Annotated in this window: 9 protein-coding genes; 2 read left to right on the plus strand and 7 right to left on the minus strand. The window is 57.2% G+C overall.

Annotated elements, in window-relative coordinates; genetic code table 11:
- Positions 1-77: 77 nt before the first annotated feature.
- The 6 genes from J7367_RS19995 to J7367_RS20020 form a co-directional block, all read right to left on the minus strand.
- Entirely contained in the window at positions 78-2294 is a 2217-nt protein-coding gene (locus tag J7367_RS19995; RefSeq protein WP_057663686.1) for a peptidase domain-containing ABC transporter, read from the minus strand.
- Positions 2291-3589 (minus strand): HlyD family efflux transporter periplasmic adaptor subunit, encoded by a 1299-nt coding sequence (locus J7367_RS20000; protein WP_057663691.1) that lies wholly within the window; start codon positions 3587-3589, stop codon positions 2291-2293. The genes J7367_RS19995 and J7367_RS20000 overlap by 4 nt, the downstream gene beginning before the upstream one ends.
- Positions 3590-3893: 304 nt before the next feature.
- Entirely contained in the window at positions 3894-7697 is a 3804-nt protein-coding gene (locus tag J7367_RS20005) for a zeta toxin family protein (protein WP_057663693.1), read from the minus strand.
- Positions 7690-8007 (minus strand): hypothetical protein, encoded by a 318-nt coding sequence (locus tag J7367_RS20010; protein WP_039446097.1) that lies wholly within the window; start codon positions 8005-8007, stop codon positions 7690-7692. Before J7367_RS20010 ends, J7367_RS20005 begins: the two co-directional genes overlap by 8 nt.
- 266 nt (positions 8008-8273) lie before the next feature.
- On the minus strand, positions 8274-9971 hold the full coding sequence (locus J7367_RS20015) for a type IV secretory system conjugative DNA transfer family protein (RefSeq protein ID WP_057663698.1): 1698 nt from the start codon (positions 9969-9971) through the stop codon (positions 8274-8276).
- Between the two features lie 262 nt (positions 9972-10233).
- Positions 10234-10587, minus strand: coding sequence for a helix-turn-helix transcriptional regulator (locus J7367_RS20020; RefSeq protein WP_176214963.1), 354 nt, complete (start codon positions 10585-10587; stop codon positions 10234-10236).
- 188 nt (positions 10588-10775) lie between these two features.
- On the opposite strand from J7367_RS20020, the gene J7367_RS20025 reads away from it, so the two are divergent.
- Entirely contained in the window at positions 10776-11087 is a 312-nt protein-coding gene (locus J7367_RS20025) for a hypothetical protein (protein WP_057663700.1), read from the plus strand.
- A gap of 30 nt (positions 11088-11117) precedes the next feature.
- On the plus strand, positions 11118-11510 hold the full coding sequence (locus J7367_RS20030; RefSeq protein ID WP_057663703.1) for a hypothetical protein: 393 nt from the start codon (positions 11118-11120) through the stop codon (positions 11508-11510).
- An 88-nt stretch (positions 11511-11598) separates the two neighbouring features.
- Here J7367_RS20030 and J7367_RS20035 read toward each other — a convergent pair whose 3' ends face one another.
- A complete protein-coding gene (locus J7367_RS20035; protein WP_057663708.1) occupies positions 11599-12240 on the minus strand; it encodes a hypothetical protein in 642 nt (213 codons plus the stop codon).
- Between the last annotated feature and the right edge of the window lie 555 nt (positions 12241-12795).

Genomic DNA, 12795 nt, shown 5'->3' on the forward strand with positions numbered 1-12795 from the left:
ATTTTGATCCAATCATTTCTACTATTTGATTCGCAACAAGGCTTCTCTCTCTGAATTACTTTTACAAGTATTACTCCTTATCCTTGGCTGGATTTTCCAGCTGTTTCCACTGCATTGTCCTGTTCAAAGCTGCTTGGCTGCTCTTTGATCAGGGGCCTCAGGTTCCCGTTAACGAAGAGGTAGTGCATATCGCACATCCGGGAGATGGTCTTGTCGTGCGTTACGATGACTGTGGTCGCGCCGATGCTCTTGATGTTCTTCATCAGCTGTATGCCCATCTGCTCATCAACGCCAGTCGTTGGTTCATCCATCAACAACAACTTGGTGCGCCTGTAAAAGGCTCTGGCTAAGAAGACCCGTTGTTTTTGACCACCTGACAGCGTGTTTCCCAGGTCACCGACTCTGGTGTTGAAGCCCATTGGCATGCGCTGAATATCGTCGTGGATGCATGCCAATTTCGCAGCCTGCACAAGACGCTCTTGATCAATGTGCTCATCGAACATGGAGATGTTTTCCGACAACGTCCCGGACAACAGATTGTCTCCCTGCATGACGATGCTGACTTTGCTCCGGTAGCTCGACTTACCGACCTTGCGCAGATCCTCTCCATTGACTAAGAAGTCCCCGACTTGAAGATCTTCAAGCCCCGCCAGAACGCGGATGAGTGTGGTCTTGCCCACGCCTGAGTTCCCGACGATCGCAATCACTTGGCCTGCCGGGGCCCTGAGCTGCAAGGCGCTCATGATCCACTTGTCGGTGGATGAGTAGCGGAAGTAGCCGTTAGCAATGGCAATAGCGGGCGCAGCATCCTCCAGCGCGCCGTTACCATGCAAAAACGACTCAGGCTCGCTGTGGGTGATGTCTGAAATGCGCTCTGTGTGCAAGCGAAGCAGCCGCAGCTGCATCAAGTAGTCAGCCAGGTTGATGCTGCGTTGGCTGAACTGCGTCGCGTAGATCAAAAAGACCGTCAGCACCCCGAGCGTCATATCCCCACTGAGCACCAACCGGGTGCCTTCCCAGATCACAAAGATGCGGCACAGGCCCTGGATGAGGAGCTGGACAGAATCGAACCCAATGCGGATCCGCTCGGCCCCGATGGTCGCGTTGGTCGCTTTCGCGCTGTAGTTCGTAAAGCGCGACGCCCAAAGCGCTGACTTGTTGAACAGTTTGATGGGCTGGATGCTTCGGACCGTTTCGTAGAGCAAGCTTTGCCGGCGTGCATCGATGTTGATCTGGTCGAGGTTGGCCTCCTTGAGCTTGGCATAGTAGGCGTAGCGCGAACCCACATAGACAAGGGTGAAAGCCAACAAGGCGAAGGAAAGCGGCACGTCGTAGCTCATCAAGAGCAACAACATGAGGAAAGACATCACCCCATCGATGACCGCTTCCAGCATCTTCGTCGTGAGTGACTGCTGGATGGAGTAGATCGACTGGAAGCGACTCGAAATATCCCCGGTGTGCCGCTTCACGAAATACGACTGGGGTAGCGACACCAGGTGACGGAACAAGTTGCTGCTCCACCGCAAGCCGGTGGTGGAAGAAATCCACAACAAAGTCCACTTCCTGGCAATGGTCAAGACGAGTTGGACCAAGAGCACGATCGAAAAGCCGATCGCCAATGTGGTGACCAAGCCATCGTCCTTGACGCTCAGCACCTGATCCATGGTCAGTCGCAGATATTGGGGGGCAATCAGCGCACAGCCTTCCAAGAAAAGCGCCAAGATGCCCACAACCCAGAACGCGGGCACCAGGGACCGAAGCGAGCCTGCCAGATCGCGAAGCGAAACCGATGGCACACTCTTGATCTTCTTGAAGGCCGGGCCTGGATGCGCTTCCAACGCAATGCCGCTAAAAAGCTCATCGAACTCATCGAGCTTGATTTTTTTGACGCCCGTTGCGGGATCGCTGATGTGCACGTGGCCGCCCCGCACAGCCGTCAACACGACAAAGTGCCCGTGGTGCAGGTGGACCATGCAAGGCAACGACAGCTTGGGCAGTTCGTAAAGCTCCAAGCGAAGCGGACGCGTTGTGAGCCCATTGGCATCAGCGATTTCAATCAGCGAAGCGAGCGTTGCCCCACTGGTCGACACCGTAAAGCGGTTGCGAAGCTCCCCGAGGCTTGTTTCATGACCGTAGTAGGAAAGCAGCATCGCGATGCAGGCCAGGCCGCACTCACTCGACTCCGTCTGACGGATATGCGGAACACGACGCTTCGAGGAGAACACCAGGCTTGGTTCGGCAAAGCGACCCGGCTCCGCATCGCTATTGGCTGTTGGTGTCAAGACATCCTTCATCGCTTTTCACCCGTCAAGCGTGAGCCCATGGTTTGGAAGGGGTCAAACATCCACTCCCAAATCTTGCGCCCCTCCAAGATCAATTCCGCATCCACTTCCATACCCGGCAGGAAGGACTTCGCTTCTTGGGCGACTCCGATGGTTTGAGAAGGCAAGGCCACCTTGGCGGTGTAAACCGGCTCGGTGGGTGACTGGCGACCGTAGCGGCGCTCCAACTCACCGAGCGGACTCGTTTGCGTCGACAGCGATGCGATGCGCCCCTGGATGGCGCCATATTTTGCTTTCGGGAATGCGGCGATGTTGAGCAGCACCTCGGTGCCGACATTTACATGTCCGATGGCCCTGGAAGGAATAAGAATTTCAGCTTCGAATACCGACTCGCTTGGGGTGATGGACGCGATGATCGAGTCGGTGCTAATGCGCTGACCTTGGGATGCATAGATTGCTGCAACACTGCCGCTCAAGGGTGAGGTGATGGTCTGCAGACGGTCAGACTTGGCTCGGGCCACTTGATCTTCGATCGTGGATTTCTCGCGCTCGATTTCACTTGCTTGCCTGCTGGCCGTCGTCCTTATCTCGGTGATTTCACCTAGCAAAGCTGCACGTTGATTGCGAAGTGTGGACTGCTGCGCGCGGGCATCCTGAATCTCCGCCTCTGCATCCAAGAGGGCATTTTCGTAGGTGAGGTAGGTGTATTTGGACACATACTTCTCAGCAAGCAGCGGCTCAATGGTCTTCAACAGTTCTTTGTTCTTGGCGTATTTCTTTTCCAAGATTGAGATCTTGCGAGCGACTTCCTGCATCGCACCGCTCGTTTCTTCGACTTGACGCGTCAGTTCCCGCTCGCGCTGGCCGGAAAAGTCATGTGTTTGCAATTGCTCCTTGGTCAGTTCTTCTGATCGGGTGAGCGCACGCTTAATCGTCTCATCGGACAAAGAGCGACCCGCTTCATCGGTGATGTCGGCTGACAGCTCCGCAAGCACTTGGCCTTTCTTGACCAACGCATTGGGCTTCAATGTCGTTGACAGGATGAGGCCAGGCGTTCCACTACGGATATCCACTCGCCCATGCGTCGAGATGATCTGGCCCGACACATGCTCACGCTTAGAGTAGGAGGCGGTCAGAACAAATGTGGCCAGCAAAAGGAAAAGCACACACCCACAGCCGATCCAGATCCGGATGGATGAGGGAAACGCATCTTTTAGGTCGCCGAGCGTGGAGGTTGTCTCCGGCCCCTTTCGCTTGCGAAAGAGCGGTTGTTCTGCGTCATCCGTCTGAGCTGACTCGCTATCCATAGCACCTACACTTCGAGATCTACCGCACAACTTGTGTGGGTTGAGGCTACCCGCGCAGACATTAAAATTACATTTGCGTTTTGTTGATCTGGCGTTGGCATTGGCGCCACACCGAAGGATGCAAGCCCAACGCTATTGATTTTTCAGCAAGCAAGGCTTGCGCCAAGCGAAAATGCGTTGCGCAAAGCGCAGCCGCGCATTGCTAAGTCGAGGCACTGCGAAAAACACACAGGACGCGTCAACATCAATGCTGAGCACGGGCCGCTCCCAATCGTTATCGCGCCGATCCTAGGCTTCTAGCACGTCAGCCCCCGCCCCCATCACCACCAGACGCGTCTGACATCGCCTGCTGCTGAGAGTGGGCAGCGAGCGTCATTACTGGGCCCGTTGGGTTCCTGTCGATTTCTTCGCGCTCGCGCTGGAATTGCACTATCTCCTGCGCCCGTTGTTGATCCAATGCCTCCGTCTTCTGCAAGGTCTCATTGATGCCAGGCGATGGCGTATTGAGCGAGGTTTCCGAGTGAAAGCCGGGCGTTTTGCCAAAGACAAAGGCGGCATCATCTTGGATGGTCACTTTGCGGAGTTCATCCGCACGCTCGATGCCTGACTCTTTGACGGCATGCAGCACTTCGGCCGTTTTCTCATCGGAAGTGCCTTTCGGAAGTTGTGCCTGGATGGCAGAGAACAACGCGTAATCCCGATGATCAGAGGGAAACGCTGGCTGAGCGACATCTTGGGAGGGTCTCGCTTGCTCGACCCGATCCTCATCGTTCATACCTGGGTTTGAACGCCCGCCAGCCCCACCGAAGCTCGGCGATGACACATAGGAGGAGGTCATGCGCTCAGGCAAGATGATCTGTGCCGGCGCTTCGCTCTGTGTTGGGATTGCCGGCGACGGCGCTCGCACCGCCTCTTGCTGCGTTGCCTGCAATAGAACAGCCGATGGCGCGTCGTTCTGCGGCATTCCTACTCGGGCTTGCTGCTCGCTGCCCTGCTCCACTGCTGCATTTGCCGATGCAGGCTCCGTGGGTTTCAGAGCTTCTCGGCGCGCGTGTTGTGCCTGGGACAATGCAGCATCCAAGTCTTGGCCGGCAACGCCCGTTGCAGGCAAACCCTGGTCTTGCTGGAACCGCCTTACCGCATGTTCGGTCTCTGGACCATAGTGCCCGTCTTGCGGCACGGCCTGACCGTTTGGCCCCCGGGCATCCACTTGCTGCAATCGATACTGCAAGAACTCGACCTCTTGTCCCCGGTCGCCGAGGCGCAGCCCTTCCACCTCATGCGATGACGGCGGCGCTGGAACAGTTGCCTGGGTTAGAGCTTCCTCACGAGACGTGAGAGCTGATGAGACCGATCCGACGCTCGGCGCAGATGCGCTTGCCGTGGGTGGGTCTACTGGTTCTGCCTTCGGCTGGACTGCGCCGGCTGCCGAGGGTGCGGCAACCTCAGGTGTTCGGGTTTCTTGGGATTCGCGTTGTGGGACAGACTCGGGCTTTGGTTCGGTAGGCTTGGCAACCGGGCGCACGTCTTCTGGCAGCGGCGCGTTGACGGATGCAGGCATCACGACAAGAGCAGGAGTCGCCGTCTCCGCAACGGCAGGCGCGTCGGTTGTGCGTGCAACGTCTCGATCTCGCTGCACGTCAATGGCTGCCTGAGGCGCTTGGGTTTCATCCACACGCGGGGCGGTAGCTGATGTCGCCGCAAAGCTCGCAACCTGTTGCGCTTCCTGCGTGGAAACGCCTTGCCGATTGGCCTCCCGCAGGGCTTGCTCGTAGGCATCGCGTTCTCGGGGCGATTGCGCGTCAATGCGCAGCTCTGGTGCGCCGGCCGAAGGCGGTTGCTCCTGCCGAAGTGACTGCACCTCGCCGAGTGCCTGATGGATGTCGGCGGTGCTGGTGGTTGCCGCAACACGCACTGCACCATCGGCATCCCGCCTCAAATGCTGGATGGGGCTGTCCACCGAGTATTGACCGGTCGCATCACGCTCCAATGCCAAAGAGCTGGTCGCTGCATCAATCCCGTTTACCTCACGAGTCTTTTGCACCGCATGCTGGATCGCGCTTGCAGTCTGGGCATTGGGCGCAACGCCATAGGCGGCGTACGTCGCTTCGGTATTGGCCTGGTCTTGTTGCTGCGCGGTTGGCGTTTGCCGCGCGGGCATCTGTGCCATTGCCTGCGCATGCTGCTCCAAGGCCGGTTGCAAGCGTTCACGCGTTGCATTGAGTTCCAACGGGACATTGCCTTCGGCAGCAACGCCGTCATGCCGCCACTGGCCTTGCGTATCGCGCTGATACTGCCTGCCGTCCGATGCTTGCAGTGAGTCGGGGTTTAAGGCGGCTTGCACGGCCGCTGGCACAGGGCCAAAGTCGTCCCAACCATTGCGCCGATAAGCAGCTTGATACGTCGCGGCAATCGCAGCTGGGCCACGGGCAATGTTGGCGTCAACCACCTGGGCTGCTTGCTGGTCCAACGCAGCACTGCGCTCGGGGCTTGCCGGATCCACCGTCCAGACAGGTCGATCGTTCCGATCGACTTCGTCGGCGATCATCCGTGACCACTGGCCACTTGCCGGATCATGCCGCCAATCCCGTGCGTAGAGATGCGCCGCATCTGCCTCACTGGATGGCTGCACATAGGGATTACTGGTTTGCACCTTGCCCAGCGCCTGCTCGGTCGCTTCGCCACTGGCGTGATAGTTCAGCTCGCGCGCTTTTTCGGGCAGCGCGAACATGCCCTGCTTCTGTTGGGTATCCGCACCATCGTCTTGCAGGTCGGCTTTTTCTTGGCGAAGCCACTGGTTGCCGTTGAACTCCCAGCTCACACCTTCCTTGTCGGTCTGCGCATAGATCTGACGGTTGTCCCAAAGCGTCACGGCCTTGTCGGCAGCAGCACTGAACAGATAACCATCGGCCACCACCAACGCGACAGGGCCTGCACCGGTTGTGCCAACAACGGCAGCGGTAGCAGCACCTCCCGCCCAGCCGCCCGCACCTCGGGCAGCAAAGTGCAACGCTTCTGAGCGCGCAGCGGTGAGGTTGTCTTGTGCCAACAGCGTGCCAACACGCTCTCCGGTTTGCGACGCGTCGTAGGCGGTCGCGGCAACGCCCAAGCCCGCAAGCCCTGCTGTCATCCCGGCGCGACGCAAGCCCGGGATCTCCGGCTCGGGCACAGGCACGCGTGCAGGCGGAGCCCCCGGCCGCACGAGTTCATCAATGGTGGCGATGCCTTCCATGCGACTAGCAACTACATCGCTCACCCGGAGCTTGGCATGCTCCTCAAGCAGTTTTGCTTGGACAGCAGGATCAGATTTCGGGATCGCTTGTGCGTGTTCCGGTAGATCACGGTGCCAATCGACTTGCTTTTGCCAGGCATCCCGAAGATGCTCGGTGAAAGCGGGATCTTTAAGCCGCGCGTTGCGCGCTTCCTCCATCGCTTGACCAGGCATGCGTGCGTCGGTGCGACTATCGTAAAGCTCGATGCCCTCACGATTGAAGATGCGGATGGGCACGTTGCTGTTCGTATGGATGGTATCTAAACTGACAGGGAGCTTTCCGTAGATTGCATCACGCGCGCCCTCAGGCACATGGCGACCGTAGCCTTGCCTGTCGGTGTTGGCCGTAAAACGCTCATCGACACCATGCTCACTCTCCAACTTGGGAGAAGCAACAGCACGCACCTCGACCTCATAGCCCTGCTCTTGCAAGCCCTTGATTAGCGTCTCCGATGCCCACTTTCCATCGCTTAACGTGGTGTCGAAGATGAGGTTCTTTTTTTCGGCAGTCGCTGCCATGCGCAGCTCATCGGCCCAAGAGCTCGCGTCCTTGTGGGTTCGACCAGACCATTCATAAGGATTTTCGCGTCGAAAGTCAGCAACGCGCGGGTGGTAGCGGCGCAACTCATCGGGGTCGATTGTGACCGCATTTTGATCAAGCTCGGCCTTCGCCTGAGCGACAAGGCCGCCCTTACCCGCACCAGGCTGGCCGCCCAGAATGACTGCTTTCGGCTGCTGCTGGGCTGTTGAATTGATGAAATCTGGGGCGGTTAGTATTTGCTCGCGTAGGATCTGCTCGTGGATCCCTTTCGGCAGCACATCGCTTTCATCAGCCATGACGATGACTCGAACTTGGGAAACCAAAATAGTCCATTAAATTCTGCTCCTTCCATGTGCCCTTAGCGGCGCTATGAAGCATGAGTAGATGCGTTGCCTTCGCCAGTGCGATTGCTTCTTGGTCGCCCGTTTGTTCTGCAATCCTGAGCTTTTCACGTGATTCGTCGATAAAGGTATCAAGACAGCCCTCGATCGCCCAGATCGCAAACTCCAAGGGAGGGGTAATCGGCGATGGCTTATCGACCGACTCTTGGAGCGCACTTTCCAACCGCGCGATGTGATCGGGGTAATCCTTGAAGCTTTCGCGCAAGCCTTGCGGCACTGGCGGTCTTTTGCCGACCGAATCAGGGGAAGAATCGTTAGTCTGAGTCATAAAAGCATCCTGATTGAGGCGTTGCATTGGACGTGGAAGATTGGGCTTGCGCTTAGGCGTTGCTACGGACGCCCCCGGTTGCAATGGCCCTAACTGCTGCACAGTGCGCGCATTGATTAATGCCAGGTCACGCAGAAGCTGTTGACTGTGACTGCCACCAGCCTTCAATCGATTCTGAGGCACATTGGAAGGTGTGCTATCACTCATGCGGGGACCATCTGTAAGGCTTCAATCTTCACCTTCGGCAACAAGCGCTTGGTGAAGTAGGCGTCTTCGTAATACTTGATCTTCTCGCAGAGCACCGGGCTTGGGATGCCTTCATAGAGAAAGACCTCCTTGTCAAAGCCCATCGCCTTCAACTCCTGCGGCAGCATCAAGGCGCGGCGTTGCTCGGTCTCGGAGTAGGACACGCTGCTTTGCTTGCCACTGGTTTGCGACTTGTTCTTCTTGCGCACCGTGGTGTAGCCGAGCATGTCCGAGTAGTCGTTGGCGTCTTGCTGCTCGCGCGGGGCATAGACGATTTGCAAGGCATGGTTGGTGATGATCGTGCGCGAGACATCTTTGCCATAGGTCGCATCCAGCTGCGCCATGCTCTGGATGATCGGCAGCAAGCGAATGTTGTAGCCGGCCATGTAGCTCACGGCGCTTGCGATGATGTCGACCCGGCCGATGGACGTGAATTCGTCCATCAGCAGCAAGCACTGGTGTTTGAGCGCCGGGTTGTTCTGCGGCAATTCTTTGGTGTTGAAGTTGATGAGCTGACTGAAAAGCAGATTGATCAGCAAGCGGCTTTCGGCCAGCTTGTTCGACTGGATGCCGATGTAGATGCTCATCTTCTTCTTGCGCACATCGATGAGCAAAAAGTCGTTGCCGCTGGTAGCTGCATCCAGGATTGGGTTGATGAACTGGTTGAGCGGCTCCTTGAACGTGCCCATGATCGAGGCGAACGTCTCTTCGGCTTGCGAGAGCAAGTTGTCAAAGGCGATCTTGGCATCGCGTCCCAGGAAGTCGCGCTGCGAGAGCTTTTTGAGGTAGCCCTTCAAGTCGCTCCCATCGCCAGACGACACGCGATAGAGCATCCCAAGGGTTGGGAACATCCAGGTGTCTTTTGGATGCTTACGCTTGATCTGATCGTCAAGGCTATCGAACAGATAGAGCGTAAACGCCATGAAGGCGTTGCGCGCTTGGCTCACCCAGAACTTCTGGGCGTCAGAGCCGTCCGGGTAGAGCATCGCCGAGACACTCATTAGATCCGACACGCGAAAGGCGGGATCGGGCGAGATGTAGCTCAGTGGATTCCAGCGATGCGTGCGCCCGTCTTCGGCAAACGGGTTGAACAAAAAGACCTCTTGGCCTTGGCTCTTGCGCCAGCCGGAAGTGAGATCGAAGTTTTCCTGCTTGATGTCCAAAACCACCACTGAGCCTTGGTAGTCGAGCAGATTGGGAATGACGATGCCCACACCCTTGCCCGAACGCGTGGGCGCGGCCAGGATCACAAACTGTTGCCCAGGTAGGCGCACCAACTTGCCACCGTGCTTCCCAACCACAATGCCGGTTGGCGACGGTTTGAGCATGTCCTTCTTGGCCAGATCACTGCCGGAGGCAAAGCGGGCGTCGCCGTGTAGGGCGGCGGCCTTTGGCTTGAACAACGGGATCAGCAGTGCAATCCAGGCCAGGACCGGCGCGCCGAAGCCCAAGGCACCAGCCAGCTTGATCTTGCTGGCATAGGGAGCTAACTGCGGGAGGTCGAGCGCTTTGACGTAAGACCAATAGGTGCCGACGCTGAGCGGCCCAGCCACCTTCAACAGCATCAAGATCAACTGACCGGAGAGGTAGACCCCTGCAATGAAGGCAAGGATAAAAAGCGCGATGGCAACACTGAGCTGGGTCTTGCCGGTCATGACGCGCTGCCTTCCATTGGTGATCCCTGGCTTGTTTGAAAACGACCGTCCGCTCGCAAGATTACAGGATCACACCGCCCGCTCAGATCGGATGGGCATTGGCATCTGTGTAGGAATTGTCTGACGGGGAGCATGCCAAGACAGCGACGGGACCTTTCGCACCATGGACGAGCCGGGCCGCTGTGCTGGGCTCAGCCGCAATTTTGCGACGTCCTTCGCTGCTCCCCAAGTGAGAGCTTGTCCGTCGAATAGGTTGTTCGGCCTACTCTTTTTCGGACTTCGAAGGAGACGATGCGGCGAGTGTCGACAAGTGTTTCGCCAGCTCTTCCTGCTGACCCTCTGGCAGTTGGCGCACCAGCTCGATGATCTGACCAAGTCGATCAGACTCGGCGACCAAGGAACTTAGGGACACACCAAGTGCATCAGCCAGATCCAGGGCAGTCTTGAGATCTGGGACATGCGTGCCCGTTTCGTAGCGGCTGATGCGAGCCTGAGCGATGCGACTCTCCAATCCAAGAGCGACACCCAAGTCCTGTTGCACAAGGCCAATTGCTAGGCGGCGCGCTTTAAGCCGCGCAGCGAACAACGACAGGATGTCAGGTTGGGGGGTGCTCATCCTTACAAGGATGAACGTGAGTTACGCGCCTTGCAAAAATTCGTTGAACGAATCATTCGTTGAACGCATACTGACGTTGCCCCGGCACGCTGTCAACTGCAATGGGCCGATGCCAGAGGCGGCCATGCGGCCTTACACGGCTATGCATCTGTGCCAATCCGTTTGCTCTCGCTTATCTAAGGATTCCTATGTCCAAAGCTCGCTTTGCCGTCATCGGCACGTTGATCGTCTCTCTGGCGGCTTGCTCGGGTGGTGGCCCATCTGAAAGCGAGCGCCATGACGCGTTCTTGCTCTACGTTAAAGACAACAGCAATGACAAGGCCAAGATCGAGGATTTCGAGAGCGGCAAGTGCGTCAAGGCTGAAGGCGCGCCGAGCTACACGTGCGATGTCAGCGCCAAGGTGGAAGCACTCGGGCAGGATTTCGGCAGTCAGATGGATGGCGTCTACACGTTCACTGAGATCGGCGGGAAATGGAAGATCACTGGCCGCGTCCAGTAAGCCTCCCCCACCTCTTCAAGGAGCCCCGCTATGACGGTTTGGACTTTTCTTCTGATCGTGCTTGTCGGTAGCGCAGCACTCATCGCCGCTGGTTCTGGCTACGCATTGAAGCTCCACAGCGCCAAAGCGGCGTTCAAGGCCAACTACCAACGCGCGCATTTTTCGCGGACGACTGCCGTGGCACTATCAACCGAGCGTTCTTCCATCCGACTCAAACAAGGCCGAGCGGTGAAGACCTATGGGTTCACCGACATCAGGGCCTGGGACAAGCACTGGCATCGCTCCAAGCGTGAGGGGACCCTGACCGTTAGCGTGCGTGATCTGGATCACCCGGTTTGGACGTTGAAGTTTGGTGACGAGACCGAGATGAATAAGTGGTTTGAGCTACTCAGCCAAGCGATCAATGATCGGCTAGTGTCGTAACGATCTCGGTGATGTGATCCTCAGCGCTCACACGTAACACGCGTCTCGGTGTCTAACGGCCAAATTGATGCTGCGCAGGTCTTTAGATTCACGAAAGCGCAACTTCGATGCGCGTGAAGATGTCGCCCTGGGCGAGAGTGAAGTCGATGTCCACCAAGCTCAGTTGCCCCTTCGTGCGATCAACGACAAAAATTTGCCGTTTCCGACCTTGGGGAAAATTCCAGTAAGCGCCTGGCGATGGATTGGGCTCCAAAAAAAACGATAGTTCAGATGGCCTAAAACTCGTTGCCGGGAAACTATCCACGCAAGTAAGCAGCACTGAGGGAGCGTATTCTGGCGTCATCCCGACCAAGTCCCATACCTGATGGGCCTTTGCAGCTTCACAGGCCGCCAACAGCTCTGTCCAAGTCAACCCCGGCGCAAGAGCCCTCATCCGGTAGTAGACGCCGTAGAGATTGTCTTTAACAAACTTCTTGGCAGCGCTTGCGGCGCCAGGACTCTTCGAGAGTGAACTCAAATATTTGTATGGTGCATGAGACCTTGTAATCGTCGGGCAATTCGAATTCGCGCCGTGAACAAAGTGGGCGGTCGTCTGAGCATGCACGCCTCGAAGCGCCATCTGCTGACCGCAAATCAGGCACATCGGAGTCGCACTCCTGTGCTTAACGAGCCACTGCTCCACGGTCGCCGGCTGCTTCAAGGGATCGCCAAAACGATACGCGTGTCTCATTGCTGCTTTCCTGCCGTTTCAATCCTCGCCACACTAGCTCATCGCCCAACTCACCATCAACGGAAAGATGTTGGTGAATTCGACACACCAGCACGTCTATCGAAGATCCTGGCATGTAAATAAGGTGACCGGATCGCAGTCCGCCCGAAGCCAAGCGATGACGACGCCGACCAAATGCTGCCATGGAAGCTTCGACAGCACTTGGCATGCGCACTGAACGATTTGCATCATTGGCCCATGTCACTACATACTGAGCTTCACGGTGATTTTTTCTCGCTGCGTGTGTGCAAATGCGAGCAATTCTAATGAGCCACCGTTGCCAGGCAAGCGTGGCAAGCCACCAACGCCAGACTTGGCCTCTACTTTCAAACACCAGCTCGCTGCTGTCTTCGCCACTGCCGTCCAGACTTAGGGAAGGTCTGAACAACGAGACCTGACAGGGCGGAAGGTGGCGTCGTTCCGAAGAGTGGCTTTTGGAACTTCGGAATTTCGCCATTTCTGGCGCTTTCCGCGGGAATTTCCCGGTTCACAGACGCACGCTCCCCATCGCCGGCA

Source organism: Xanthomonas sp. D-36-1 (genome assembly GCF_017746155.1).
In the GTDB taxonomy this organism is placed as follows: domain Bacteria; phylum Pseudomonadota; class Gammaproteobacteria; order Xanthomonadales; family Xanthomonadaceae; genus Xanthomonas; species Xanthomonas cissicola.

Bases quoted from the DNA above. Each gene is read 5' to 3' on its own strand.
- J7367_RS20025 (WP_057663700.1), top strand. From the start codon at position 10,776: ATGTCCAAAGCTCGCTTTGCCGTCATCGGCACGTTGATCGTCTCTCTG.
- J7367_RS20005 (WP_057663693.1), bottom strand. From the start codon at position 7,697: ATGGCTGATGAAAGCGATGTGCTGCCGAAAGGGATCCACGAGCAGATC.
- J7367_RS20015 (WP_057663698.1), bottom strand. From the start codon at position 9,971: ATGACCGGCAAGACCCAGCTCAGTGTTGCCATCGCGCTTTTTATCCTT.
- J7367_RS20020 (WP_176214963.1), bottom strand. From the start codon at position 10,587: ATGAGCACCCCCCAACCTGACATCCTGTCGTTGTTCGCTGCGCGGCTT.
- J7367_RS20035 (WP_057663708.1), bottom strand. From the start codon at position 12,240: ATGAGACACGCGTATCGTTTTGGCGATCCCTTGAAGCAGCCGGCGACC.
- J7367_RS20000 (WP_057663691.1), bottom strand. From the start codon at position 3,589: ATGGATAGCGAGTCAGCTCAGACGGATGACGCAGAACAACCGCTCTTT.
- J7367_RS20030 (WP_057663703.1), top strand. From the start codon at position 11,118: ATGACGGTTTGGACTTTTCTTCTGATCGTGCTTGTCGGTAGCGCAGCA.
- J7367_RS19995 (WP_057663686.1), bottom strand. From the start codon at position 2,294: ATGAAGGATGTCTTGACACCAACAGCCAATAGCGATGCGGAGCCGGGT.